We start from the raw sequence: 25,207 nt of genomic DNA, 5'->3' as shown, positions 1-25,207 counted from the left end.
CACCCGGAACCTTAGTCAACCTCGACCCGTTACCCGCGCCCGGCGCGGTCGATCCACCTCCGGCCCGATAGGCTGGCGATCCCATGTCCGAAGCCTCCGCCTCCCACGCCGCCGACCGCCGCGAACTGACCGCCGCGCAGCGCAACGCCGTCGCCGAACTGCTCCGAGTCTCACCTGTTGCCGACGAGTTGGGCCGGCGCTTCGCGCAGGCCGGTCACGAACTGCACCTGGTGGGCGGATCCGTCCGCGACGCGCTGCTCGGGCGGCTCGGCAACGACCTCGACTTCTGCACCGACGCCCACCCGGACGAGACCATCAAGGTCATCCGCGGCTGGGCGGAGTCGATCTGGGAGACCGGACGCGAGTTCGGCACCATCGCCTGCCAGCGCGACGGCCTCAACCTGGAGATCACCACGTTCCGCGCGGAGGTCTACGACCAGGTCAGCCGCAACCCGGTGGTGCAGTACGGCACCAGCCTGACCGAAGACCTCAAGCGCCGCGACTTCACCGTCAACGCGATGGCGGTCAGTCTTCCCGACCACCGGTTCACCGACCCGTACGGTGGCCTGGCCGACCTGGCCGCCAAGATCATCCGTACTCCCGGCACGCCGCAGGAGTCGTTCCGCGACGACCCCCTGCGGATGCTGCGCGCGGCCCGGTTCGCCGCCCAGCTCCGCTTCGCCGTCCACCCGGACGTCCGCGGGGCGATGACCCGGATGGCGACGGACCTGGACCGGATCACCGCCGAGCGGATCCGGGACGAGTTCACCAAGCTGCTCTGCGGCGCCGACCCGATCACCGGGCTGCGGCTGCTCGTCGACACCGGCCTGGCCGAGCGCTTCCTGCCCGAGCTGACCGGCCTGAAGCTCACCATCGACGAGCACGCCCAGCACAAGGACGTCTACGAGCACACGCTCACCGTGGTCAGCAACGCGATGTCGCTGGAGTCCGACGGCTGCGACTTCGTGCTGCGGATGGCCGCGCTGATGCACGACGTCGGCAAGCCGGCCACCAAGGCGGTCGGCGCGGACGGCCGGGTCAGCTTTCACCACCACGAGGTGGTCGGCGCCCGGCTGACCAAGAACCGGATGAAGGCGATGCGCTACTCCAAGGAGATCACCTCCCAGGTGGTCAAGCTGGTCGGGCTGCACCTGCGCTTCTACGGGTACGGCCGGGGCGAGTGGACCGACTCGGCGGTGCGCCGGTACGTCACCGACGCCGGTGACCTGCTGTCCCGGCTGCACAAGCTGACCCGCTCCGACTGCACCACCCGCAACCGGCGCAAGGCGGCCCAGCTCGCCGCCGACTACGACGCGCTGGAGGAGCGGATCGCCCGGATCGCCGCCGAGGAGGACCTGGCCCGGGTCCGGCCCGACCTGGACGGCAACGCGATCATGGAGCTGCTCGGCGTACCGCCGGGGCCGGTGGTCGGCCGTGCCTGGCAGCACCTGAAGGAGCTGCGCCTGGAGCGCGGGCCGCTGGACCGTGACGAGGCCGAGGCGGAGCTGCTGCGCTGGGCGCGCGACGAGGGCATCACCGGCTGAGGCCGGCGCCGGGATTCGACGACGATACGCCGGCGTGTCGACCGAACGGTTGACCCGTTCCGGTCGATGTCTCCCGCATGATGGGTCATCGCCAGCCGCAGGATCGACGGATGCGGCTGCTCTGATCTTCATCCGCCCGTCCGACCCGGACGGTCGCTGGACACGGGGAGACATCTCGGTGACACGTCACGGCGCCCTGCGCCGCTCCGCACTCGTGGGGCTCGCCCTCACCAGCGCCACTTCGATCATCTGCGCCACAGTCGGCGGCCCCGCCCTGGCCGATCCGAAGCGACCGCCGGTCCGTGGCGCCGGCACGGCCGAGGCGGTGCCCGGCCGCTACATCGTGGTCCTCAAGAAGGGCAAGACCACCCCGCCCAAGGTGAAGTCCGCCGCGTCCGCGCTGGCCGGAGAGCACGGCGGCACCGTCCGCCGGGTCTTCGGCAAGGCGCTCAACGGCTACTCCGCCACCATGGACGCCCGACAGGCCGCGCGGCTCGCCGCCGACCCGGACGTCGAGTACGTCCAGCAGGTCCAGCGCTGGAGCACCGCCGGCACCCAGACCACCCCGCCGTGGGGACTGGACCGGATCGACCAGCTCAAGACCCGGACCGACGGCAAGTACACCTACCCCGCCACCGGCGCCGGGGTGACCGCGTACGTGATCGACACCGGCATCGACATCGACCACCAGGACTTCGGTGGGCGGGCCCGCAACGGCTACGACGCGATCGAGCAGGACGACGTCGCGCAGGACTGCGACGGGCACGGCACGCACGTGGCGGGCACGATCGGCGGTACGACGCACGGCGTAGCCAAGGGCGTCGACCTGGTCGCCGTCCGGGTCCTCGACTGCTCCGGCAACGGCGACACCGAGCAGGTGATCGCCGGCATCGACTGGGTCACCACGAACGCCACCGGGCCGGCCGTGGCGAACATGAGCCTCGGCGTCAGCCGCGTCGACCAGGCCGTGAACGACGCGGTCACCCGCTCGATCAACTCCGGCATCACGTACGCGGTCGCCGCCGGCAACAGCATGCAGGACGCCTGCGGCTCCTCGCCGGCGAGCGTGCCCGCCGCCATCACCGTGGGCGCCACCGACCGGGTCGACATGCGCGCCTGGTTCTCCAACCACGGCCGCTGCCTGGACCTGTTCGCCCCCGGCACCGGCGTGGTCTCGGCCAAGGCCGGCACCAGCGCCGGCACGGAGTCGATGAGCGGCACCTCGATGGCGTCCCCGCACGTGGCGGGCGCGGCCGCGCTGCTGCTGCAGGAGCACCCGGGCTGGTCGCCGCAGCAGGTGCGCGACTCGGTCGTGACCACCGGGATCGGCGGCGCGGTGCACGACGTCATGGGCTCCACCGACCGGCTGCTGCACATCGGCTCGGCCGTGACCGCGCGCGGCTCGTACGGGCTCAAGGCCCGGGGCACCGGCCGGTACGTCACCGCGGAGAGCGCCGGCGCGAAGCCGCTGGTCGCCCGCGGCACGACCGTCGGCGCCTGGGAGAAGTACGACGTGGTCGACGCCGGCGGGGGCCTGTTCGGCCTGCGGGCGCGGGTCACGAACAAGTTCGTCACGGCGGAGAGCGCCGGGGCGAAGCCGCTGATCGCCCGCTCGGCCACCATCGGCGCCTGGGAGAGGTTCCAGATCGTCGACAACACCGACGGCACCATCAGCCTGAAGGCGGCGGTCAACGGCAGGTACGTCACCGCGCCGAGCACCACCTCCCCGCTGATCGCCAGCAAGACCGCGATCGGCACGGCCGAGAAGTTCGACTTCGACGCCCCGGCACCCCTCGTGAGCATCAAGTCGGTGGCGAGCGGCAAGTTCGTGACGGCGGAGAGCGCTGGGACGAAGCCGCTGATCGCCCGCTCGGCCACCGTCGGCGCGTGGGAGAAGTACGAGCTGGTGAACGTCGGTGACGGCTACGGCACCTTCGGCCTGAAGGCCCAGATCAACGGCAAGTTCGTCACGGCGGAGAGCGCCGGGGCGAAGCCGCTGATCGCCCGGGGCGCCTCGATCGGCGCGTGGGAGGGGATGTCGTTCCTCGACTACAACGCCGACGGCTCGGTCTACCTGTACGCGAACATCAACGAGAAGGCGGTCACCGCCGGCAGCGCCGGCACCAGCCAGCTTGTCGCGAGTCGGACCATCGACTGGAACAGCCCGACCCTCGGCCTGGGCGCCGGCGAGAAGTTCGTCGTCGCCGTGCTCTGACCCGTACCACAGCGCGACGCCCGCCGGCTCCCCGAGGGAACCGGCGGGCGTCCGTCGTCACGGGGTGACCGTGGCGCCGTCCACAGTGGTCTTGCCGTTGTTCTGCGCGCTGCTGCCCAGCCGCGCCAGCAGTCCGGCCAGGTCGATGCCGGTCAGGTCGCTGCCGAGCTGGAGACCCTGGGCGACGTTGCCGGCCACGGACTTGGTCAGCGACGACGCGCCGTCGGTGGAGATCACTGTCATCTTGTCGATCGCGCCGATCGGGGCGCTCGCCGCGCCGACCACCTCGGGCAGCACCTTGACCAGCAGGTCCAGCACGGCTGCCTCGCCGTACGCGGCGAACGCCTCGGCCTTGCGGGCCATCGCGTCGGCCTCGGCCTGACCCTTGGCGAGGATGGCCGCCGCCTCGGCCTGGCCCTCCCGCTCGACCGCCTCGGCGATCGCGGAACGACGGCGCTGCTCCGCCTCGCCCTCCTTGGCGCCCTCGATGGCGTTCGCCTCGGCCAGCGCGGCCCGGCGGGCCCGCTCGCCCTCGCCGGTGAGGCGGGCCTGCTCGGCTGAGGCCTGCGCGGCGGCGATGGTGGCCTGCCGCTGCGCGTCGGCGGTGAGCACCGCCGCGTTGCGGGCCGCCTCGGCCTCCTGCTCCACCTTGTACCGGGCCGCGTCGGCCGGCTTGCGCACCTCGGTGTCGAGCTGGCGCTGCTTCAGCTCGGCGTTGCGCTCGGCCACCTTCTGCTGCTCGGAGAGGATCGCCTGGTCCCGCTCGGCCTGCGCGAGCGGACCGGCTGCGGCCGACTTCGCCTTCGCCGCGTCGATCTCGGCCTGGATGCCTGCCTGCTTGAGCGCCAGGTTCCGGTTCGCCTCGGCGATCGCCTCCTCGGCGAGCAGCCGCTCCTGCTCGGCCTGCTGGCGGGCCCGCGCCTCGGCGATGGCCGCGTCCTTGAGCACCCGGGCCGCCTCCGGCCGGCCCAGGTCCTGCAGGTAGGAGCCCTCGGCGAGGATGTCCTGGAGCTGGAACGTGTCCAGCACCAGGCCCTGGTTGGTCATCGAGTGCTCGGCCTCCTCGGCGACCGCGCTGGCGAACGCCGCCCGATCCCGGATGATCTCCTCGACGGTGAGCCGCCCGACGATCGAGCGCAGCGCGCCGGCGAGCACCTCGCGGGTGAAGTTGTCAATCTCCTCCTGCTGGTTCAGGAAGCGCTGGGCGGCGGCGCGGATCGCGTCCTCGGTGCCGCCGACCTTGACGATCGCGACGCCGTGCAGCTCGGTGCGGATGCCCTGCTTGCTCACCGCGCCGCGGATGCTGACGTCGATCCGGCGGCTGGACAGGTCGAGCGACTGGAGCTTCTGCACCACCGGCAGGACGAACACCGAGGCGCCGAGCACGACCTTCTGCCCGGACATGTCGGTGGCCCGGCCGCCGTCGGCGGTCTGGGTGGTGCGGCCCTTGCGGCCGGTGACGATGAACGCCTGGTTCGGCCCGGCCACCTTGATCCGGGACAGCACGAAGAGGATGAGGACGACGGCGAGGAGGACCGCGCCGCCGATGGCGACGAGCAGGGGCATGGGCGTTCCCGTCTGTGTGGTGGTGTCAGTAGGTCTCGACGTGCACGCTGGTCTCGCTCAGTGCTTCGACCACGAAGATCCGGGTGCCGACCGGGATCGGCCCGTCGGCCCGGGCGTTGAGCTTCACCGGCTGGCCGGCGAGGCGTACCCGCACCTCGCCGTAGCCGCCGTCGGGGATCGGCGTCACCACCAGGCCGATCGCGCCGGCCAGATGGTCGCGGGTGGGTGTGGCGTCCGTGCGCATGTTGCGGGCCGCGCGGCTGAGCCGCGCCGCCAACCAGCCGGTGGGCACGGCGGCGAGCGCGCCGCCGGCCACCGCCGCCGCGATCATTCCGGGGGTACGACCCCCGAGCAGCTCGTTGACGATCGCGCCGCCGAAACCGAACGCCCCGGTGAACCCGGCGGCCGCCTCCAGCGACACCGGCCCGTCGACGTCCGGCTGGCCGAGGTGGAGCACTCCCGAGCCGAGCAGGGCGAGGGTCAGCACCCCGACACCGACCCCGCCGATGATCAGGAAGATGAGCGTCCCGGTGGCCATGACCTGCACGGTATCGACGCCGTGCAACATCCACTTCGCTCAGCTGACGTTCAGCGGCGGGTCAGCGCGGCGCGATCGTCACCTCGGCCAGGGAGAAGTCCTCCGGCAACGGCTGACGCACGAGTTCGCGGCCGGTGGTGTCGGCGAGCACGAAGTCGCGCGACCCGTACGGCCGCCGGTAGAGCAGGCGGTCGTCGCCGACCCAGACGACGTCGGCCACCGGCAGCGGGTTCACCACCCGGCCGGTCGCCGCCTCCACGAGCAGCGGCTCCGTCTGCCCCTGCACCACCACCAGTTTCCCGTCCGGTGACCACGCCCACGGCCCGGCCGGGTCGCCCGGCAGCGGCTCGAAGCGGGTGGGCCGGCCGCTGTCGGCGGCGAAGAACTGGACGCCGCGCCGCAGGTGCCGGACCGACTCGGACCGGGGACGGCTCGGGTCGCTCTGCTGGAGCAGCACCTCCCGCCCGTCCCGGGTCCAGAGGAAGAAGCAGTAGTCGGTGCAGGGGTAGCGGGTGGTGTCGACCGCGTGGGAACGCGTGGTGCCGTCGGTGCTCAGCACGACGAAACCGGAATGGCCGACCCGCTGACTGGTGAACAGCAGGCTGCGGCCGTCCGGCGACCAGTTCGGCGAGCCGAGCGCGCGGCCCGGCTCGTGCCAGCTGGTGGTTCCCCGGGCCAGGTCGACCAGGCCGACCTGCCGGGGCCGGTCGTCGTCCCAGACCGCCACCAGCGAACCGGCGGGCGCGGGCAGGACGGCGTCGTAGCGGGCGTTGCCGAAGTACCGGCCGCGTCCCCGGTCGAGCAGGTACGACGGTCCGCCGGTGCCCGTCGGCGCCCGCGTGCCGGTGACCACCCAGTCGCCGGGCAGCACCAGCGGCCCGTCCGCCCAGTCCGCTCCGGGCGCCGACCGGACGACCGGCGACGGGGCGACGGTGACCGGCGGCGCGGTCGGCGGCGGAGCGGGGCGCGGACGGAGCAGGACGAACGGCAGGGTCACGGCGACCACTGCGACGAGCGCGGCAGCCGCCGCGCCCGCACGCCGGCGACGGCGCAGCCGGCGGCCCCGGCCGAGCGCGCGCGACGCCAGGTCCGGCGCGGGCGCGGCGCGGTCGGCGAGATCGTGTACGGCCGTCCGGAGCGTCTCGTCCGGTGACGTGCTCATCGGGTCACCTCCGTCCGGTTCGTCAGCTCGTCGAGTCCCGGCACCAGCTTCCGGAGCCGGGCCAGCGCCTTGGTGCTCTGGCTGGCCACGGTGCCGGGGCGGCAGCCGAGCAGCGCGGCCGTCTGCTCGACGCTCAGGTCCTCCAGGTAGCGCAGGGTGAGCACGGCGCGCTGGCGTGGCGGCAGCGCCCGTAGCGCGTCGCGCACCAGCAGCCGCAGGTCGCTGTCGTCTCCGGCGGCCGGTCGCTCCGGCAGTTCGGCCACCGGCACCTCTGCCCGCCGCGCCCGTCGCCGCCAGCCGGAGACCTGGTCGTGGTAGAGGATCCGCTTCACGTACGGCTCCGCGTCGCCGTGGATCCGGGACCACCGGACGTACGCCTTGGCCAGCGCGTTCTGCAGCAGATCCTCCGCCGCGTGCTGGCTGCCGGCCAGCGCGTACGCGACCCGCAGCAGGGCCGCTCCCCGCTCGTTGACGAACGCGGTGAACTCCCCGTCGACCTCTGCCACCGTCCACCTCCGCATCTCCAGACGCCCGGGGCGGGGAAATCTTTGCCCGCCGCGCGACAATGGGTGACATGCGCTGGACCGTGCTCGACTCACCGATCGGGGAGTTCTCCGTCGGCACCGACGACGACGCGGTGCGCGGCGCGCACTTCGGCCGGGTGGACGGCGCGGCCGGCGAGCCCGGCGACGCGGTGGCCCGGCTGGCGGTGGCGGAGCTGCGGGCGTACTTCGCCGGTGAGCTGACCGAGTTCTCGGTGCCGGTGTCGGCGCCCCGGGGTTCGGAGTTCGAGCGCGCGGTGTGGCGGGAGATGACCCGCATCCCGTACGGGGAGACGATCACATACGGCGAGGTGGCGAAGGCGGTCGGTGAACCGGGAGGCGCCCGGGCGGTCGGGGTGGCCTGCAACCGCAATCCGGTGCCGGTGATCGTGCCCTGTCACCGGATCGTCGGCGCGGGCGGCAAGCTGGTCGGCTTCGGTGGCGGGCTGCCGCGCAAGGTGACGCTGCTGGAGCTGGAGGCGTCGGTGGCACTGCGACGAGCCTGGTCCTGACGTACGCGAGGAGAGAAGGCCGGGTCCGCGCGGACCCGGCCTTCTTCCTTGTGCTGGTGTGGCGCGTCAGCGCTCGATCTCGCCGGCGATGAACGCCTCGACGGCGGCGTGCGCGTCGTGGTCGGCGTACTGCTCCGGCGGGGACTTCATGAAGTACGACGAGGCGGAGAGGATCGGGCCGCCGATCTTCCGGTCCAGCGCGATCTTCGCGGCGCGGACGGCGTCGATGATGACACCGGCCGAGTTCGGCGAGTCCCACACCTCGAGCTTCAGCTCCGCGTTGAGCGGGGTGTCACCGAAGGAGCGGCCCTCCAGGCGGATGTACGCCCACTTGCGGTCGTCCAGCCACGGCACGTGGTCGGACGGGCCGATGTGCACGTCGCTCTTGCTCATCTCGTGCGGGATCTGGGAGGTCACCGACTGGGTCTTCGAGATCTTCTTCGAGACCAGGCGGTTGCGCTCCAGCATGTTCATGAAGTCCATGTTGCCGCCGAAGTTGAGCTGGTACGTGCGCAGCAGCTCGACCCCGCGGTCCTCGAAGAGCTTCGCCAGCGCGCGGTGCACGATGGTGGCGCCGACCTGGCTCTTGATGTCGTCGCCGACGATCGGCAGACCGGCGTCGGTGAACTTCTTCGCCCACTCCGGGTCGGAGGCGATGAAGACCGGCAGGGCGTTCACGAACGCGCAGCCGGCGTCGATCGCGGCCTGGGCGTAGAACTTGTCGGCCTCCTCGGAGCCCACCGGGAGGTAGGAGACGACCACGTCGACCTGCGCGTCGCGCAGCGCCTGCGCCACGTCGACCGGCTTGGCGTCCGACTCCTCGACGATCTCGCGGTAGTACTGGCCGAGACCGTCGAAGGTCGGGCCGCGCTGCACGGTGACGCCGGTCGGCGGCACGTCGCAGAGCTTGATCGTGTTGTTCTCGCTGGCGACGATCGCCTCCGCGAGGTCCATGCCCACCTTCTTGGCGTCCACGTCGAACGCCGCGACGAACTTCACGTCCGAGACGTGGTAGTCGCCGAAGGTGACGTGCATGAGACCCGGGACGCGGTCGTTCGGGTCGGCGTTCCGGTAGTACTCCACGCCCTGTACGAGGGACGAGGCGCAGTTACCCACACCGACGATGGCGACGCGGACGGAGCCCATAGCGTCTGCCTCCTTCTTCTTCATCACGGCCGCTCTGTCCTGGACGTTCCAGGCGTGGGCGGGCTGTCGTTGTCTCCTCGGCCACCGGCCGTCCCGGGTCGCGGGTCGGCCGGGGCCCGGCCGGAGCGCTCGTTGGCGATGAGCTCCTCCAGCCAGCGGACCTCGCGCTCACAGGCGTCGAGCCCGTGGCGTTGCAGTTCCAGGGTGTACGCGTCGAGGCGCTCGGCTGCCCGGCCGAGCACGTCACGAAGACCTTCGCGACGTTCCTCGATCTTGCGGCGACGACCTTCCAGGATCCGGAGCCGGGTGGCCTGGTCGGTCCGGGCGAAGAACGCGAAGTGCACGCCGAAGCCCGTGTCGTCGTACGTCTCGGGTCCAGCCTGCGCTATGAGCTGGGCGAAGCGTTCCTTGCCCTCCGCGGTAATGGTGTAGACCACCCGACCGCGTCGGCTGGTCAGCGCGGGAACCTCCTCGGCGGTCGCGGGTGTCTCGGCGGCTTCGGTGATCCATCCCGCCGCCTGCAGCCGGCGCAGGGTCGGGTAGAGCGAGCCGTAGCTGATCGCCGCCCGGATGGCGCCGAGCTTGGCGGTCAGCTCCTTGCGCAGCTCGTAGCCGTGCATCGGCGCCTCCTGCAGGAGGCCGAGGACGGCGAGCTCGAGCACGGGCCATCCCTACTTTCCCCCTGCGCGGAGCACTAACCACCGCGATGTATCGGACCGATACCTCGCACGTTAGCGGAGAGGTGAGGGTGGGGCAAACCCCTGCTTGTGCGACGCGTCTATCACGCATCGTGACCATGGTCGCCTGGGTCCGCGGGAGCGCGTACCCTTTGCCGCATGCGTACGTCTCGCCAGGTCGTCGACTACTCGCTCCAGAAGCGGGCTGTGCTGCGTGAACTCCTCGCCGGGCGGATCGGCACGTACGACGTCTGCGACGCCTCGCCGTACCTGAAGAACGCTGCTCGTTTCCACGGCGAGCCGACCGACCACCGCTGCCCGATCTGCCGCAGCGAGAACCTGATCCACGTCCACTACATTTACGGTGACGAACTCAAGCAGTCGGCCGGCCAGGCGCGTACCCGGGCCGAGTTGCCCGTCCTGGCCATGACGCTGCGTGAGTTCCAGGTGTTCGTGGTGGAGGTCTGCCCCGGCTGCGACTGGAACCATCTCGTCGAGCAGTTCCTGCTCGGCCGGGACGGTCTCGCGGGCGAGGCGGAGGGCGCGGACGAGTCGGTCGCGGCCAACGGTTCCACCCCTCGGCGAAGGCGAGAGGCGCAACGGTGAACGCGGCTGTCCCGATCGCTGCCGGCCCATTCCCCGGGCGGCAGGATCGACAGCCTTTAAGCGTAAATAGTCCGAATAGATCGGATTTGGCGGGCGCGCGCCGGTACCACCGGCGGGTAACGTCCCGTGTTCCAGCTCACGGCAACCCGGTGGCGGCGCCCCCGCGTCCCACCGCGACCGGCAGGGTGTGAGGAATGAACTACGGCGATCCCAGTTCTTCGCGTGGGCGGGCCCAGATCCCGGGCCCGAACGGCGACCCCGGTTCCGAAGGAAACTGGGGCGGGAACGGTTGGTCCGGCGCGGCGGAGGGCGGCGCCTCGGCGCGCGCCTCCGTGTCACCGTACGGTGCGGGTGGCCGGGCTTCGGTCGGCGGCGCCGCTCCGGCGCCGCGCGGAGCGGCCGGCTCGGCCTCGGTGGGCCGGGCCGGCACAGGCGGCCGGGCCTCGGTGCCCGTCTCTCCGGCACCCGGGGCCTCCGGACGTGCGGGCGCCGGCCGGGCGTCGGTGCCGGTGTCCCCGGCGGCTCCGGCGGGACGCGCCTCGGTGGGCGCGGCGAGCGTGGGCGCGGCGGCGGTAGGTGGACGGGCGAGCGTTGGTGGACGCGCGAGCGTGGGCGGGGCAGCGGTCGGCGGCCGCGCCCGGGTGCCCGGCGCCGCCGGCGGCGGCCCCGGTGGTCCCGGCGGTCCGGCCGGCCCCGGCCGGCGCGGCCGCGGCGAGGACCCGGCGCGGGCAAAGAAGCGCCGCCGGATCAACATGATGATCGCCGGCTTCGCCGTGTTCATCATGCTCGCCGGCATCGGCGTGGTCAGCTTCACCTGGTACTCCACCAAGGTGGTGCTCCCGGAGGACACCATCCCGCCGCTGTCCACCACCATCTACGACTCGAGCGGCCAGGCGATCGCCCGGATCGGCGACCAGAACCGCCAGCTGGTCACCATCGACCAGATCCCGGAGCACGTCCAGCACGCGGTCGCCGCGGCGGAGGACCGGAACTTTTACAAGCACTCCGGTGTGGACTACAAGGGCATCGCCCGCGCCGCGTGGAACAACCTCACCGGCGGCGACAAGCAGGGCGCTTCGACCATCACCCAGCAGTACGCGCGCAACGCGTTCGAGAACCTGAACCAGGACACGTACGGCCGCAAGGTGAAGGAGGCGATCCTCGCCTCCAAGCTGAACGACAAGTACGACAAGCGCGTGATCATGCAGCACTACCTGAACGTCATCTACTTCGGCCGGGGCGCGTACGGCATCCAGGCGGCGGCGCGGACCTACTTCGGCAAGGACGTCAAGAGCCTCACAGTGGCCGAGGCCGCGGTGCTCGCCGCGCTGATCAAGCAGCCGGAGCCGAGCGCCACCCACCAGGGCTACGACCCGGCGATCAACGCGACGGCCGCGCTGGACCGGTGGAACTACGTGATCAACGGAATGATCACGGAGAAGTGGCTGGACGCGCCGAACATGCCGGCGCACCCCACCGAGTACCCGAAGAACATCGCGAAGCCGACGAAGAACAGCGGCGGCGGCTTCGGTATCGACACCCCGGCCGGCAACATCGTCAACTACGTCTCGCAGGAACTGCGCGAGATGAAGCTCTGCACCGACAACGAGGCCGAGGCGACCGAGAAGAAGCCGCTCTGCGCCAAGGCGCTGAGCCGCGGTGGCTACAAGATCACCACGACGATCAACCGGAAGATGCAGGAGGCGGCGCTCGCCGCGGCCCAGCGGGCCAAGAAGGGCTCCGAACTCGCCGGCCAGCCGTCGAACCTGATGGCCGCCGTGGTGGCCATCGATCCGCAGACCGGGCGCGTGCTCGCCTACTACGGCGGCGACAACGGCACCGGCACCGACTACGCCGGGAAGAACGTCGACAACGGCGTGGTGAGCGGCGGGCACTCGCCGGGTTCGAGCTTCAAGATCTACACCCTCGCCGCGGCGTTGAAGGAAGGCATCTCGCTCAAGTCCCGATGGAAGGGCTCGGCGTTCACGCCGAAGGACACGAAGTTCAAGGTCAGCAACGCCGGCGCGGACAAGGTTTCCTGCGGTGACTCCTGCACGCTCGAACTGTCGACGCTCAAGTCGCTGAACGTGCCGTTCTACTACATCACCGAGAAGATCGGCCCGGACAAGGTGCTCGACATGGCCAAGCAGGCCGGCGTCACCACCATGTGGCAGACCGACACCAACCCGGCCAAGGCGCACGACCTGACCAAGGCCGACCCGAAGGACCTCGCTCCGTCGCCGTTCTTCCACGTCCTCGGCTACGGCCAGTACCCGATCACCGTGCTCGACCACGCCAACGGCGTCGCCACCTTCGCCAATCAGGGCGTCTACCACAAGGCGCACTTCGTCCGGAAGGTGGAGAAGCAGAACCCGGACACCGGCAAGTGGGACCTGGTCGGCGCGGAGAAGCTCAAGGGGCAGCAGCGGATCGACAAGGACATCGTCGCCGACGTCACCTCCGTGCTGAAGCAGTACCCGGGCCAGATCAACAAGAAGCTCGAGGACGGCCGGCAGGTCGCCGAGAAGACCGGCACCTGGGAACTCGGCGACAAGACGACCCGCAACGGTGACGCCTGGATGATCGGCTACACGCCGCAACTCGCCACCGCGGTCTGGGTCGGCAACGTCAAGGACCGCAAGGCGATCAAGTACAAGGACGGCCGGGACATCAGCGGCGCCCGGATGCCGGGTGACATCTTCCAGCGCTTCATGAACGACGCGCTCAAGGGCAAGGACAAGGAGGAGTTCCCGCCGGCCGCGAACGTCGGCGAGGACGACACCGGCAACGGCGAGGCGCCGCCGCCGACGAACGAGCCCGGCCAGCCGGGCGGCCCGAACTGCGACCCGCTGGGCCTGTTCTGCCCCGGCGGCACGCCCGGCGGCGGCACGCCCGGCGGCGGCGACCAGGGTGGCAACAACCCCGGCGGGGGCGGCCTGCCCGGCGGCGGACGTCCCGGTGGGGGCGGTGGCGGCGGTGGGCTGCTGCCGAGCACACCACCGACACGGCAGAACTGACGCGTACCACCTGACGGCGGCGGCCGGACCCGAGCGGTCCGGCCGCCGCCGCGTTTCGCGTACCGGAATTTCTCCGCGCGCGACGGGACGGCGACCCCCGGTGTACGGCAGGATGCCTCTCCATGAGCACCCAGTCGCCCGCAGGCATCGATGAGCCCGGCGCGTCCGAGGCGGCGCCACGATCCGCGGAGACGGCGGACCACCCGTCCCGCTCGGACTGGTTCGTCCGGGGCGCCTCCGGTCTGATCGGCGGGCCGCTCGGCGACCACGCCGCCGTCCTGGACCGGCCCGCCGGCCGGGAGAGCCGGTTCTGGACCGCGAGCCGGATCGTGCTGGCGCTGGTGTGCCTGACGCTGGCCCTGCACTGGGTGCAGAAGTCGCCCTGCCAGGACGGTGCCTGGCAGAACAACATCCAGTACACCCGGATGTGCTACACGGACGTGCTGGCGCTCTACTACGCCGAAGGGCTCAACGAGGGCAAGGTCCCCTACGCCGACCACCCGGTGGAGTACCCGGTACTGACCGGCTACTTCATGGGCGCGCTCGGCCTGTCGGTGCACGCCCTCGGCGCCGACAACCCCGGCATCAACCAGGGCCAGTGGTTCTACAACCTCAACGCGCTGGTGCTCGGCGCGCTCGCCGTCGCCACCGTCGCGGTGATCCTCAGCCTGCGCCGACGACGACCCTGGGACGCCGCGTTGTTCGCGCTGTCCCCGGCCCTCGTGCTCACCGCCACCGTCAACTGGGACCTGCTCGCCATCGGCCTGGCCGCGTTCGGCCTGCTGGCCTGGGCGCGCGCCCGGCCCGACCGGTACGCGCTGCTGCTGCCCGGAGTAGCAGGCGTCCTCATCGGCCTGGGCGGCGCGGCCAAGATGTGGCCGCTGTTCCTCCTCGGCCCGATCCTGGTGCTCGCGTTGCGCGCCGGCAAGCTGCTGGCCGGTCTCGTCGCCACGGCGACCGCGCTGGTGACGCTCGTGGCCGTGAACCTGCCGGTGGCGATTCCCTACCGCGAGAACTGGGAACGCTTCTTCGACCTGAACACCACACGCCCCATCGACTGGGGCACGCTCTGGTACATCGGCCGCTACCTGGACGGCCGGATCAGCCCGTCCTCACCCGGCGAGCTCGGGCCCTTCGAGTGGCTCAACGCGAACATCCCCACCCTCAACTGGCTGTCGTACCTGCTGTTCGGCCTGGCCTGCCTCGGCGTGGCCGGGCTGGCGATGCTCGCGCCGCGCCGCCCCCGGCTGGCCCAGCTCGCCTTCCTGGTGGTCGCGGCGTTCCTCATCTTCAGCAAGGTGTGGTCCCAGCAGTTCGTGCTCTGGCTGCTGCCGCTCGCGGTCCTCGCCCGGCCGCGCTGGGGCGCGTTCCTGGCCTGGCAGATCGCCGAGGTCGGCTACTTCGCCGCGTTCTACGGCGAACTGCTCGGCACGGCCATGTCCCGGCCGGTCTTCCCCGAGGGCGTCTTCGTCCTGGCGTCGAGCCTGCGCCTGATCACCGTGGTGGTGCTCTGCGGGTTCGTGATCCGGGACATCATGCGGCCCGAACTGGACGTGGTCCGGCACACCTACGCCGACGACCCGGACGGCGGGGTGCTCGACGGCGCACCCGACGCGCCCTGGCATCAGCGCTGGCGGGCACGAGCCGCCGAACGGCCCGCCGAACCCGTTCCGGTGTGACCGAGGCGGTCGTGTTCCGGTCTACAGCCGGAACACGACCGCCTCGCCGACCTGCTCCCGGGTCACCCCCGGCGTGTCGACCGGCCGGTCGAGCATCCCCTCCCACGGGGTGCCCGCCAGCTCGTCGCGCAGCACGACCACGTTCCGCACGCCGATCTGCCGCAGGTAGTCGACGCTCGCGTAGTCCGGGAAACCGACAGTCGCCTCGCGGATCCGAGCCTGCGAGCGCGGCGTGAAACCGCTGCCGCCGTTCACCATCGGCTGGAACCGGTCGGTGGACCAGAGCATCACCGGCTGGTCGAGGTTCTGGCTGCTCGGCAGCACCAGCATCGGGCCGTCCACGGTCCGCATCGCTGCCGGCTGCCGCGGCACCACCGGCTGCGGCGTGGCGTTCAGCCCTTCCACGAGCACCAGCGCCAACGGCAGCAGCGTGGCCAGGCGCAGCCACGGACCCGGCCACGGCGGCACCCGCTCGGCGGCCAGCTCGCGTACCCGCATGCAGAACGCGGTGACCGCGCCGGCCGCGAGCAGGCCCAGCAGCAGCGTGGCCCAGAGCATCATCCGGCCCGGCGTGCGCAGCCCGCTCCAGCCCGGCAGGTAGTCGAACAACGGCACGTAGGTGAGCCGGCCGCCGAAGAACCGGGTGCCCATCGCCAGGGCCATCGTCACGAGCACGCCGGCGAGCAGGAAGATCCGGTGCCGGACCCGCCAGACCGAGAAGAACAGACCACCGGCGGCGAGCGCGTAGAGCACGAAGCCCGGCAGCAGCGTCATCTCCGGATGCCAGGGCAGCACGGCACGGGCGCCCTCGTGCAGCCCGCCCCAGACCCGGGACTCGGCCGGCGCGGTGAAGAACCCGCTCACCGGCGGCGAGTAGAGCCCGATGTCCCCGAGCGTCCGCTCCGCGTTCGGGTGCAGTTCGGCGACCTTGAAGTACGGCACGGCCAGCGCCGCGCCCACCGCGGCGAAGGCGAGCCCGCCGAACACGTCGGCCAGGAACAGCCGCCGCCCGAACGGCCGCTTCACCCGGCGCCGCCGCACGAACCACAGCACCACCGCGACCACACCGGTACCGGCCAGCATGTACGCGAACGGCAGCCCGATGCCGAACCCCAGGCTGAGCTGCCACGCGGCCACCAGCCACCCGGCGAACGCCCAGCCCGCGTGCCGGCGGCGCGGCCGGTAGCCGTACCGCAGCGACCAGCCGTGACCCCGGGCCAGCATGGCCAGCGCCAGCGGGATGCCGCCGTTGGAGAGGATGTGCAGGTGCCCGGCTTGAGCCAGCAGCCACGGCGCGTAGGCGAAGCTCGCCCCGGCCACCGCGCCGCCGATGCGGCCCGCGCCGAGCTGCCGGGCCAGCACGTACGCGCCGAACGCGGCGAGCGCGTGCGCCAGCACGAACATGATGTTGTAGCGCAGCACGGCGTGCTCCGGGCCGACCCCGATCAGGCCGGCCGGGGCGTACCCGAGGAGCGTGTCGGAGAACGCGAAGCTCCAGTTCTCCGGATAGAACGTGTTCGCGTGCCACAGCATCGCCGGGTCGGTCCGCAGGATGTGCCCGGACCACGCCATCTGCCACGCCTGCAGGCTCGGATCCCAGTAGTCCTGCGGCAGCGTGTGCCGCGGATAGCGCAGCGTGGGCCAGGTCATCGCCGCGGCCAGCGCCAGCGCGGCGACGGCGGCGAGCGTCCACTCGTGCACCAGGAACCGGCCGACCGCACGGACGGCCCGGCGGGCCCGGCCGAGCACCGGCTCCGGCGCGGGCCCGAACGCGGACCAGGGATCGGCGGGCTCGTCGCCGGCCGTACCCGTTGCGCTCTCGTCCCCGCTCCCGGCCTTCGGGCCGTCGGCGTTCCCGGCGTCGCCGCCGTCCGCCCGGCCGGCCGGGGTGTCGCCCTTGCCGGCGGCGGCCTCGTCCCGGGTCTCGGCCTGCTTCCCGGCGGCCTCGTCCGCGGTGCCGGTTCCGGTGTCCGCCTTGCCGGCGCTCGCGTCCGCCTTGCCGGGCTCGGCTGCCCTGCCGGTCTTCCTCGCCGTGCCGACGGTGACGTCCTCGCCGGATCCGTCTTCGGCGGTCCCACCCTCGCCGGGCGGGGCCGGCCTGGTCGCGTCGTCCGGCCGGTCGGGTGCGGCGGCGTCGCCGCCGTCCGGACGGGGCTCGGCGCCGGACCGGCGGCCGGTCGTGCCGGACTGCTCGGTCGTCACGCCGCAGCGCCCAGCTGTCCGCGCAGGAACGCGATGTCGGCGGCCTGGCCCTCGACGCCGCCGGGGGTCTCCACGATCACCGGCGCGCCCGCCGCGCGGATCACCGCCACCAGCAGCTCCGGGTCGATGGTGCCGCCGGTCAGGTTGTCGTGCCGGTCCTGGCCGGAGTTGAACGCGCCCTTGGAATTGTTCGCGTGGATCAGGTCGATCCGGCCGGTGATCGCCTTCACCCGGTCGACCAGGCCCAGCAGTTCCTCGCCGCCCGCGTACGCGTGGCAGGTGTCCAGGCAGAAGCCGACCTCGTGGTCGCCGAGCGCGTCCCAGAGCCGGGCCAGCGAGTCGAGGTGCCGGGCACAGGCGTTGTCGCCACCGGCGGTGTTCTCGATCAGCACCGGCAGCGGGAAGCCGCCGGAGTCCGCCGCGTACGCGAAGGTCTTGCGCCAGTTGTCGAAACCGGTGGCGACGTCGTGGCCGGCGTTGACGTGGCCGCCGTGCACGATCAGCCCCTTGGCCCCGACGTCGGCCGCGGCGGTGGCGTGGGCGATCAGCAGCTTGCGGCTGGGGATGCGGATCCGGTTGTTGAGCGTGGCCACGTTGATCACATACGGCGCGTGCACGTAGAGGTCGACGTCGGCGGAACGCAGGCGTTCGGCGTCCTCGCGCGGCTTCGGGGCCTTCCAGTCCTGCGGGTCGGCCAGGAAGAACTGGACCGCCTCGGCCTGCCGGGCGGCCGCCTCGGCCAGCGGGTCGGTCGGATCGACGTGGGCTCCGATTCGCATGCAGGGCAGCCTACGTCGCGCCTGCGACGGTCGGCGCGTTCGCGGGAGGCGTCCGGCGGGTCGGCCGCGTCACCACCCGGCCCGGCGGTCGTTGTCCGAGGTGGGATCGATGGTCGACGCTCCGCCCGCACGTGGTCCACAGCACGGACGGGCGAGGGTGGACCCCCGGAAACGGGACGCCCCGCCGTGCGGCCCGGCACTGCGGGGCGGGATCCACTCGTCATCCCGGTAGGGGAGGCCGGCAGTAGGACCAATTCCTCCATTTACCCCAAGTGGTGACGAGAGCCATTGTATGGTCAGACCAGGTGACAACACGATAAAGCTCCGCGGGGCGTCTTCGATCCAACCTCATCGGTGTGGTCGTTCCTCCCCAGGTCCCACCCAAGGAATGCGGACGGGACGCCCCGCGGTCCCGTGGACAGGGGTCCACCTGCCGGCTCGCCGGGGGTGGGCCCCTGTCGCCGCACCCGGCTCACCGGGCCACCGGCCCGGCCATGATCGTCCGGACCGGCTATCCTGGTCCGGTTGTCCGCGTGTCCGACCGGGTTCCCCCGGCACCGGCTGCGGCCAACGACGCACGACCTCCTGCCACGGAAGGACCGTGGCCGCTTAGCCCACAGGAGGTGAGCACGTCTTGCGTCATTACGAAGTCATGGTGATCCTCGACCCCAGCCTCGAGGAGCGCACCGTCGCCCCGTCGCTCGACACGTACCTGAACGTGATCCGGACCGCGGGTGGCTCGGTGGAGAAGACCGACGTGTGGGGCCGCCGGCGCCTCGCGTACGAGATCAACAAGAAGGCCGAGGGCATCTACGCCGTCATCGACCTCCAGGCGACGCCGGAGGCCGTTGGCGAGCTGGACCGTCAGCTCCGACTCAACGAGTCGGTGCTGCGCACCAAGGTCATCCGCCCGGAGATGCGCTGAGCATCTAGACCCGGCACGTCCGGATCACAAGCCTCATCCACGCTGTCGTACGGCTCTGAGAGCCTCAACGGCACAACGATGAGTGCGCGAGGAGATGGTCATGGCAGGAGACACCACCATCACGGTCATCGGCAACCTGACCGATGACCCCGAGTTGCGATTCACCCCCTCCGGCGCGGCGGTCGCCAAGTTCCGGGTCGCTTCGACGCCCCGCTTCATGGACAAGGCCTCCGGCGAGTGGAAGGACGGCGAGCCGCTGTTCCTCTCGTGCACGGTCTGGCGCCAGGCCGCCGAGAACGTCGCCGAGTCGCTGCAGCGCGGCGCTCGCGTGATCGTGTCCGGCCGACTGCGCCAGCGGTCGTACGAGACCCGTGAGGGTGAGAAGCGCACCGTCATCGAGCTTGAGGTCGACGAGATCGGCCCGTCGCTGCGCTACGCCACGGCGAAGGTGCAGAAGATGTCCCGCTCCGGTGGCGGTGGCGGCGGCTTCGGTGGTGGTGGCGGCCAGGGCGGCGGCGGAGGCAACTTCGACGACCCCTGGGCCTCTGCTGCCCCCGCCCCCTCCCGCGGTGGTTCGGGCGGCAACTTCGACGAGGAGCCTCCGTTCTAATGGCGCCGAGCGCCCGCGATCGCAAACCAGGAGCACGAGCAATGGCTAAGGCTGCGGCCCTTCGCAAGCCGAAGAAGAAGGTGAACCCGCTCGACAAGGACGGGATCACCTACATCGATTACAAGGACACCGCGCTGCTGCGCAAGTTCATCTCCGACCGCGGCAAGATCCGCGCTCGACGGGTGACCGGCGTGACCTCGCAGCAGCAGCGGCAGATCGCCCGTGCGGTCAAGAACGCCCGCGAGATGGCGCTCCTGCCGTACACGGCCACGACCCGCTGAGAGGAGGCACGGACATGAAGATCATCCTGACTCAGGAGGTGTCCGGCCTCGGCTCTCCGGGCGACATCGTCGAGGTCAAGGACGGCTTCGGCCGTAACTACCTGCTGCCGCAGGGCTTCGCGATCGCCTGGACCAAGGGCGCGGAGAAGCAGGTCACGGTCATCAAGCGGGCCCGCTCGGCCCGCGAGATCCGCGACCTCGGCCACGCCACCGAGGTCAAGACCCAGGTCGAGGGTCTGAAGGTCAACCTGAAGGCCCGCGCCGGCGACGGCGGGCGGCTCTTCGGCTCGGTCACCCCGGCCGAGATCGTCGACGCCGTCAAGGCCGCCGGCGGACCGACCCTGGACCGCCGCCGGCTGGAGCTGCCCGGCCACATCAAGGCGCTCGGCTCCTACCCGGTCAGCATCCGGCTGCACCCCGAGGTGACCGCCAAGTTCGACCTGAACGTGGTCAAGGGCTGACACCCGAAGCACGACGCGAAAGGCCCGCACCGGTCGCCGGTGCGGGCCTTTCCGCATCCCCGCCCGTCAACCGAGCGGATTACCCGTCACCGCGCTGATCACCACGGTGGACAGGCCACCACCCACCACCGCGGCCGCCAGCGCCACGGTCGCCGACCGCCACGTCGTCCCGACCTGCCGCAGCAGCACCGCCACCACCAGACTGCTCACCATCGCCAACCCGAACCGCGGCGCCGCCGACACCAACGAATCCAGCGCGTGCGCACGCGGCGAGTCACAACCACCGCCGGTGATGTCGGTGACGCACCCCGCCGGAGGCTGACCGCTCAGGAACAGCAGACCGACCACGAGCAGCACCGCCGGAACCAGATAGCAGGCCGCCGTGTAGACCAGCGGCCGCAACGGACCACCCGGATCCGGGTCCAGCAGGTCGTCCTCCAGCCGGCGACCCCACGAACCGCCGCCGATCGTCTCCACCCGCCGCCGCAGGCTCGACGGCGGCGGCTCCACCGGACGCCGGCGAGGCGCGGTACGCGGACGCGGCGCCGAGTAGGCCACCGCAGGCGACCGCGGAGCCGTCGACGGCGTCTCCATCCACCGGGGGTCGTCACCGGACAGCCGGGTACCCGACCAGAACGCCTCGGCCCGTGCCGGCGACGCCCAGCCCTCCCGGACCGGCGGCGCCGAACGGTCCCACGGATCGGCCTCCGCGTACCGATCGTCGGTGTCCCGCACCGGCTTCAGGAAGCCGGTGTCGGTGAACCGGTCCCACTCACCCGTGTGCTCCGTACGGTCCCACCGGCTCTCCGCCCGCTCCCGGCGGCTCGCAGGCACCGGCCGGTCCCAGGCGTGCACGCCCGACGCGTCCCACGGCTCGACAGCGGGCGGCTCCACCGGCTCACGCTCGGCGCCCCGGCGACGCTGCCACGGATCCGCCGCCGGCCGCGACCGCGCCGACTCCGACGGCGCCGCCCGCGACCAGGGCGGCTCCGCCCCGGACGCCGTCGCCCGTCCCCAGGCCGGGTCCGACTCGGCCGTCGACGCCGACCGGCCCGCGTCCGACGACGCCGCCGGCCACTCGGCATCCGTCCCCGGACGGGCCCACGCGTTGTCCGGGGCCGCCGACCGAGACCAGGTGGAGTCCGACTCCGCCGGCGGCGGCCAGGACGAACCCGACGCCGACCGGCGCCGCCGGCCCGCCGGGCGTTCACCGTCCGAACCAGCCGGCCCTTCGCTCGTACCAGCCGACTCCGTGAGCCCGGACCAGGTCACCTGCGGCCGGCGCGTCGCCGCCCGGCGCGGACGGCTCCGGGGCGCCGCCCCCGACACCGGCTCGTCGTCCTCGTCCGCCCGCCGGTTGCCCACGTACCCCCGCTCCTGCGGGGCGTCCATCGTCCACTCGGCGGTGTGGTCCGACAACGGACCCGCACCGATCGCGCGCAGATCCCGCCCGCCGGCGTCCGCCCGCCGGCCACCGCCTGAGGACGGCGGCTCCACCTCGTCGTCGGGCGCGGCATGCCGCCCGCCGCCGTCCGCGCGACTCACCCCGGACTCCAGCGCCCAACGGGGAAGGTACGTCTCCACCGGCTCGTCCTGGCCACGCTCGATCGCCCGCCGCCGGCTCGCCGTGCGGTAGCCCTCCGGCGCGTACGAGTCGACCCGGCGCGGCCCGGCGGGCTCGTCCCAGGAACCGCTCGGCCGTCGCTCGCGCGGGCTGTCCTCCCCGCTTCCCCAGTCCCGGTGTCTCACGGCCGGAGCGTGACCTCTCTCAACCCGAAAGTAAACCCGCTGTCCCAGGTGTCGCCGTATCGCAGCGATAGTACGGGACGAACGACGACAAAGCTCGGCCGGAAATCTTCCGTCCACAGGGTGGGGATAGTAAAAGCCCAGGTCAGAGGCGATAAGCCCAGAATTCCCCATCACTTTTCCACACCCCTGTGCACACCCTGCGCACATGCCTGCCCCCGGCGTCCACAGGTTGTCCCGAGGCTCGTCCACCGGCCTTGTTGAGCGGCTGACCTCGGGTTCCGTATCGTTGGCCCCCGACCGCCGGGCGATGACCCCCGATCGACCGGAGGGTCGGCGGAGAGTTGTCATACCCCGGCGATACAGCTGGACTCGATCCGACGCAGCGAGGGGGGAACCCGTGTCGGTCACCGACGAGACGCGCGCGGAACGGACCGGGGGATCGCCCGAGCCGCCGCCGCGCGATGCGCCGTTCGAGAAGACACCACCCCAGGACGTCGCCGCCGAGCAGTGCGTGCTCGGCGGCATGCTGCTCTCCAAGGACGCCATCGCGGACGTCGTGGAGATCCTGAAGACCAACGACTTCTACCGCCCGGTCCACGCCACCATCTTCGACGCGATCCTGGACATCTACGGGCGCGGCGAGCCCGCCGACCCGATCACCGTGGCGGCCGCGCTCGCCGACTCCGGCGACCTCGCCCGGATCGGCGGCGCGCCCTACCTGCACACGCTGATCGCCAGCGTGCCCACCGCCGCGAACGCCGCCTACTACGCCCGCATCGTCGGTGAACGAGCAGTGCTCCGCCGGCTGGTCGAGGCGGGCACCCGGATCGTGCAGCTCGGCTACGGCACCGGTCCGAGCGGCAGCCGTGACGTCGACGACATCGTCGACCTCGCCCAGCAGGCCGTCTACGAGATCACCGAGAAGCGCGTCAGCGAGGACTTCGCCGTCCTGGCCGACATGCTCCAGCCGACGCTCGACGAGATCGAGGCGGTCGGCGCCCAGGGCGGGGTGATGACGGGTGTGCCGACCGGATTCACCGACCTCGATCGCCTGCTCAACGGCCTGCACGCCGGCCAACTTATTATTGTTGCAGGCAGGCCTGGTCTCGGAAAATCAACGGCATCTATGGATTTTGCCCGGAATGCTGCGATTCGAGCGAATCAAGCGTCGGCGATCTTCTCGCTGGAAATGAGCAAGGTCGAGATCGTCATGCGACTCCTCTCGGCCGAGGCGCGCGTACCGCTGCATGTGCTGCGCAGCGGCCAGCTCTCCGACGACGACTGGACCAAGCTGGCCCGCTGCATGGGTGAGATCAGCGAGGCGCCGCTCTTCGTGGACGACACGCCGAGCATGAACCTCATGGAGATCCGGGCGAAGGCGCGGCGGCTCAAGCAGAAGCACGACCTGAAGCTGATCGTTGTCGACTATCTCCAGCTGATGACCTCGCCGAAGCGCACCGAGAGCCGGCAGCAGGAGGTCGCGGACCTGTCCCGTGGTCTGAAGCTGCTGGCCAAGGAGGTCGAATGCCCGGTGATCGCGGTGAGTCAGCTGAACCGTGGTCCCGAGCAGCGCACCGACAAGCGGCCGCAATTGTCCGACTTGCGGGAATCTGGGTCTATTGAGCAAGATGCGGACGTTGTCATTCTTTTGCATCGCGACGACTACTACGACAAGGAGTCGCCGCGAGCGGGCGAGGCGGACTTCATCATCGCCAAGCACCGGAATGGCCCGACTGACACGGTGACGGTCGCGGCCCAGCTGCACCTGTCGCGCTTTGTGGACATGGCCATCGTCTGAGCGGCGTCAACCGAGCAGCGGGAACCAGCCGGCGGCCTCGCCCAGCTCCAGCCGGTCCCGGTCGGTGAGCGGCACCCGCCCGGCGGCCTTCAACAGGTAGTCGTGGTCGTCCCAGCCGGCCGGCCGTACCGCGTCGTCGCTGAGCAGGCCGTCCATCGTGGTCACCGCGACCCGCGTCGGGTCCGCCGCCGGTCGCGGTGCGTCCGGCAGATCCACCACCAGGTCCAGGTGATGGATGACCGCCTCGGTGGTCAGGGTGGCGAGCAGATGAGGTACGCGCAGCACGTGGCCCTGCGTGGTCACGTACCCGCCGGGGTCGGCTGCGGTGGCCGCACGGACGGCGGCGGGAGCGGTGTCGGCCCAGAGGCGGACCACGCCGGTGGGCCGGTCGAAGGCGGCGGCGGAGCGGCGTGCCCGCCAGGCGTGCCCGGCGCTCGCGTCGTCGTCGCCGGGGGTGAACGCGCGCCAGTAGCTGACGTCGTCCACGTCGGCCGGTCCGGGTGCGGGGCTGGCCAGGGCGACGAGTGCGCGCTGGGCGTCGCAGAGCACGTGGAAGAGCAGGTCGGCGACGAGCCAGCCGCGGCACCGGGTGGGCCGTTGCAGGCCCGCGTCGTTCAACGGGGTGACCACGGCGGTGATGCCGTCGTACGCCTGGGCCAGCGCCTCGTGCTGCCGGATCGGGCTCATGCCGAGCAGCCTGCCACGGTGTGGCAGGTGCGGCACGGCGACGAGCGCGCCGGGTCGATGCGGTGCACCGGCCCGGCGTGCGCGTCGTCGACGGTCAGTCGAACAGTTCGCCGAGGAAGCCGTGCTTCTTCTTGCGGCGGTAGTGGCCGTGGTAGCCGTAGTGCTGCTGCTGGCTGTGGCCGTACGCGGGCTGCGCGTAGCCGTGGCCGGGCGGCGGCGGAGGGGGCGGGGGAACGGTGCCGTAGCCGGGCTGGTGCGGCGCGGCGGCGGGCGGGGGCGGCGGGGGTGGCGGGTAGCCGGCACCGGCCGGCGCGGCCTGCTGCGGTGCGCCGCCGTGCTGCCGGTTCCAGTTGGCCTCGGCATCGAACAGCTTCTCCAGCTCGCCGCGGTCGAGGAAGATGCCCCGGCATTCGCCGCACTGGTCGATGACTACTCCGCTGCGCTCGTACTGGCGCATTTCTCCGCGGCACTTGGGACAGGTCATCTGCATGACAACGACGGTACCGGGTGT

The 25,207-nt window shown here is 71.7% G+C and carries 22 protein-coding genes; 11 read left to right on the top strand and 11 right to left on the bottom strand.

Annotated elements, in window-relative coordinates; translation table 11 throughout:
• Window positions 1-83: 83 nt before the first annotated feature.
• Together KSK32_RS11955 and KSK32_RS11950 are read left to right on the top strand one after the other, a co-directional pair.
• Window positions 84-1,544, top strand: a complete 1,461-nt coding sequence (locus KSK32_RS11955; RefSeq protein ID WP_216931281.1) for a CCA tRNA nucleotidyltransferase — start codon at window positions 84-86, stop codon at window positions 1,542-1,544.
• Between the two features lie 178 nt (window positions 1,545-1,722).
• Complete coding sequence (locus tag KSK32_RS11950; protein ID WP_216931279.1) at window positions 1,723-3,759, top strand: S8 family serine peptidase; 2,037 nt, start codon at window positions 1,723-1,725, stop codon at window positions 3,757-3,759.
• 57 nt (window positions 3,760-3,816) lie between these two features.
• Here KSK32_RS11950 and KSK32_RS11945 read toward each other — a convergent pair whose 3' ends face one another.
• From KSK32_RS11945 to KSK32_RS11930, 4 genes are read right to left on the bottom strand one after another with little or no spacing between them, the layout of a single operon-like run.
• Window positions 3,817-5,325, bottom strand: a complete 1,509-nt coding sequence (locus KSK32_RS11945; protein ID WP_216931278.1) for a flotillin family protein — start codon at window positions 5,323-5,325, stop codon at window positions 3,817-3,819.
• 25 nt (window positions 5,326-5,350) lie between these two features.
• A complete protein-coding gene (locus KSK32_RS11940; protein ID WP_216931276.1) occupies window positions 5,351-5,893 on the bottom strand; it encodes an NfeD family protein in 543 nt (180 codons plus the stop codon).
• A 31-nt stretch (window positions 5,894-5,924) separates the two neighbouring features.
• On the bottom strand, window positions 5,925-7,025 hold the full coding sequence (locus tag KSK32_RS11935; RefSeq protein ID WP_216931274.1) for a hypothetical protein: 1,101 nt from the start codon (window positions 7,023-7,025) through the stop codon (window positions 5,925-5,927).
• Complete coding sequence (locus tag KSK32_RS11930; protein WP_374226707.1) at window positions 7,022-7,531, bottom strand: SigE family RNA polymerase sigma factor; 510 nt, start codon at window positions 7,529-7,531, stop codon at window positions 7,022-7,024. The genes KSK32_RS11935 and KSK32_RS11930 overlap by 4 nt, the downstream gene beginning before the upstream one ends.
• Before the next feature lie 68 nt (window positions 7,532-7,599).
• Between KSK32_RS11930 and KSK32_RS11925 the strand changes: the two genes are divergently transcribed.
• Window positions 7,600-8,079 carry a methylated-DNA--[protein]-cysteine S-methyltransferase gene (locus tag KSK32_RS11925; RefSeq protein ID WP_216931271.1) on the top strand — a complete coding sequence of 160 codons (480 nt, stop codon included), beginning with the start codon at window positions 7,600-7,602 and terminating at the stop codon, window positions 8,077-8,079.
• Between the two features lie 66 nt (window positions 8,080-8,145).
• Here the strand turns inward: KSK32_RS11925 and KSK32_RS11920 are convergent, their stop codons facing one another.
• Both KSK32_RS11920 and KSK32_RS11915 read right to left on the bottom strand, forming a co-directional pair.
• A complete protein-coding gene (locus tag KSK32_RS11920) occupies window positions 8,146-9,225 on the bottom strand; it encodes an inositol-3-phosphate synthase (RefSeq protein WP_013289364.1) in 1,080 nt (359 codons plus the stop codon).
• A 23-nt stretch (window positions 9,226-9,248) separates the two neighbouring features.
• Entirely contained in the window at window positions 9,249-9,887 is a 639-nt protein-coding gene (locus KSK32_RS11915; protein WP_018788504.1) for a PadR family transcriptional regulator, read from the bottom strand.
• Between the two features lie 174 nt (window positions 9,888-10,061).
• Between KSK32_RS11915 and KSK32_RS11910 the strand changes: the two genes are divergently transcribed.
• The 3 genes from KSK32_RS11910 to KSK32_RS11900 all read left to right on the top strand — a co-directional run bounded on the left by KSK32_RS11910 (window position 10,062) and on the right by KSK32_RS11900 (window position 15,204).
• A complete protein-coding gene (locus tag KSK32_RS11910; protein WP_026268621.1) occupies window positions 10,062-10,508 on the top strand; it encodes a DUF5318 domain-containing protein in 447 nt (148 codons plus the stop codon).
• Between the two features lie 194 nt (window positions 10,509-10,702).
• Window positions 10,703-13,525, top strand: coding sequence for a transglycosylase domain-containing protein (locus KSK32_RS11905; RefSeq protein WP_216931269.1), 2,823 nt, complete (start codon window positions 10,703-10,705; stop codon window positions 13,523-13,525).
• Between the two features lie 122 nt (window positions 13,526-13,647).
• Window positions 13,648-15,204, top strand: a complete 1,557-nt coding sequence (locus tag KSK32_RS11900) for a glycosyltransferase family 87 protein (RefSeq protein WP_216931267.1) — start codon at window positions 13,648-13,650, stop codon at window positions 15,202-15,204.
• A 21-nt stretch (window positions 15,205-15,225) separates the two neighbouring features.
• On the opposite strand, the gene KSK32_RS11895 is transcribed toward KSK32_RS11900, so the two are convergent.
• Complete coding sequence (locus KSK32_RS11895; RefSeq protein WP_216931266.1) at window positions 15,226-17,406, bottom strand: hypothetical protein; 2,181 nt, start codon at window positions 17,404-17,406, stop codon at window positions 15,226-15,228.
• Window positions 17,403-18,185 carry a deoxyribonuclease IV gene (locus KSK32_RS11890; RefSeq protein WP_216931264.1) on the bottom strand — a complete coding sequence of 261 codons (783 nt, stop codon included), beginning with the start codon at window positions 18,183-18,185 and terminating at the stop codon, window positions 17,403-17,405. The genes KSK32_RS11895 and KSK32_RS11890 overlap by 4 nt, the downstream gene beginning before the upstream one ends.
• A 634-nt stretch (window positions 18,186-18,819) precedes the next feature.
• Between KSK32_RS11890 and rpsF the strand changes: the two genes are divergently transcribed.
• The 4 genes from rpsF to rplI all read left to right on the top strand — a co-directional run bounded on the left by rpsF (window position 18,820) and on the right by rplI (window position 20,462).
• On the top strand, window positions 18,820-19,110 hold the full coding sequence (gene rpsF / locus KSK32_RS11885) for a 30S ribosomal protein S6 (RefSeq protein WP_013289357.1): 291 nt from the start codon (window positions 18,820-18,822) through the stop codon (window positions 19,108-19,110).
• A gap of 82 nt (window positions 19,111-19,192) precedes the next feature.
• The gene (locus tag KSK32_RS11880; RefSeq protein ID WP_018788497.1) at window positions 19,193-19,720 is read left to right on the top strand and encodes a single-stranded DNA-binding protein; all 528 of its coding nucleotides are present in this window, start codon (window positions 19,193-19,195) and stop codon (window positions 19,718-19,720) included.
• A gap of 41 nt (window positions 19,721-19,761) precedes the next feature.
• Window positions 19,762-20,001 (top strand): 30S ribosomal protein S18, encoded by a 240-nt coding sequence (gene rpsR, locus KSK32_RS11875; RefSeq protein ID WP_013289355.1) that lies wholly within the window; start codon window positions 19,762-19,764, stop codon window positions 19,999-20,001.
• Between the two features lie 14 nt (window positions 20,002-20,015).
• On the top strand, window positions 20,016-20,462 hold the full coding sequence (gene rplI / locus KSK32_RS11870) for a 50S ribosomal protein L9 (protein ID WP_018788496.1): 447 nt from the start codon (window positions 20,016-20,018) through the stop codon (window positions 20,460-20,462).
• 66 nt (window positions 20,463-20,528) lie between these two features.
• On the opposite strand, the gene KSK32_RS11865 is transcribed toward rplI, so the two are convergent.
• Window positions 20,529-22,211 carry a hypothetical protein gene (locus KSK32_RS11865; protein WP_216931262.1) on the bottom strand — a complete coding sequence of 561 codons (1,683 nt, stop codon included), beginning with the start codon at window positions 22,209-22,211 and terminating at the stop codon, window positions 20,529-20,531.
• 397 nt (window positions 22,212-22,608) lie between these two features.
• On the opposite strand from KSK32_RS11865, the gene dnaB reads away from it, so the two are divergent.
• Complete coding sequence (gene dnaB, locus KSK32_RS11860) at window positions 22,609-24,009, top strand: replicative DNA helicase (RefSeq protein ID WP_216931260.1); 1,401 nt, start codon at window positions 22,609-22,611, stop codon at window positions 24,007-24,009.
• A gap of 6 nt (window positions 24,010-24,015) precedes the next feature.
• On the opposite strand, the gene KSK32_RS11855 is transcribed toward dnaB, so the two are convergent.
• A complete protein-coding gene (locus KSK32_RS11855) occupies window positions 24,016-24,696 on the bottom strand; it encodes a maleylpyruvate isomerase N-terminal domain-containing protein (protein ID WP_216931258.1) in 681 nt (226 codons plus the stop codon).
• A 94-nt stretch (window positions 24,697-24,790) separates the two neighbouring features.
• Complete coding sequence (locus KSK32_RS11850; protein ID WP_216931257.1) at window positions 24,791-25,186, bottom strand: zf-TFIIB domain-containing protein; 396 nt, start codon at window positions 25,184-25,186, stop codon at window positions 24,791-24,793.
• Between the last annotated feature and the right edge of the window lie 21 nt (window positions 25,187-25,207).

Source organism: Micromonospora sp. WMMB482, from assembly GCF_019038635.1.
GTDB classification, from domain to species: Bacteria; Actinomycetota; Actinomycetes; order Mycobacteriales; family Micromonosporaceae; genus Micromonospora; species Micromonospora marina.
Note: the sequence above shows the minus strand (reverse complement) of the source record. Positions and strands in the feature narration are given on the sequence as shown.

Coding starts and splice junctions, on each gene's coding strand:
- rplI (WP_018788496.1), top strand. CDS start 20,016: ATGAAGATCATCCTGACTCAGGAGGTGTCCGGCCTCGGCTCTCCGGGC.
- KSK32_RS11910 (WP_026268621.1), top strand. CDS start 10,062: ATGCGTACGTCTCGCCAGGTCGTCGACTACTCGCTCCAGAAGCGGGCT.
- KSK32_RS11945 (WP_216931278.1), bottom strand. CDS start 5,325: ATGCCCCTGCTCGTCGCCATCGGCGGCGCGGTCCTCCTCGCCGTCGTC.
- KSK32_RS11855 (WP_216931258.1), bottom strand. CDS start 24,696: ATGAGCCCGATCCGGCAGCACGAGGCGCTGGCCCAGGCGTACGACGGC.
- KSK32_RS11890 (WP_216931264.1), bottom strand. CDS start 18,185: ATGCGAATCGGAGCCCACGTCGATCCGACCGACCCGCTGGCCGAGGCG.
- KSK32_RS11905 (WP_216931269.1), top strand. CDS start 10,703: ATGAACTACGGCGATCCCAGTTCTTCGCGTGGGCGGGCCCAGATCCCG.
- KSK32_RS11935 (WP_216931274.1), bottom strand. CDS start 7,025: ATGAGCACGTCACCGGACGAGACGCTCCGGACGGCCGTACACGATCTC.
- KSK32_RS11850 (WP_216931257.1), bottom strand. CDS start 25,186: ATGCAGATGACCTGTCCCAAGTGCCGCGGAGAAATGCGCCAGTACGAG.
- rpsR (WP_013289355.1), top strand. CDS start 19,762: ATGGCTAAGGCTGCGGCCCTTCGCAAGCCGAAGAAGAAGGTGAACCCG.
- KSK32_RS11955 (WP_216931281.1), top strand. CDS start 84: ATGTCCGAAGCCTCCGCCTCCCACGCCGCCGACCGCCGCGAACTGACC.
- KSK32_RS11900 (WP_216931267.1), top strand. CDS start 13,648: ATGAGCACCCAGTCGCCCGCAGGCATCGATGAGCCCGGCGCGTCCGAG.
- KSK32_RS11920 (WP_013289364.1), bottom strand. CDS start 9,225: ATGGGCTCCGTCCGCGTCGCCATCGTCGGTGTGGGTAACTGCGCCTCG.
- KSK32_RS11925 (WP_216931271.1), top strand. CDS start 7,600: ATGCGCTGGACCGTGCTCGACTCACCGATCGGGGAGTTCTCCGTCGGC.
- KSK32_RS11940 (WP_216931276.1), bottom strand. CDS start 5,893: ATGTTGCACGGCGTCGATACCGTGCAGGTCATGGCCACCGGGACGCTC.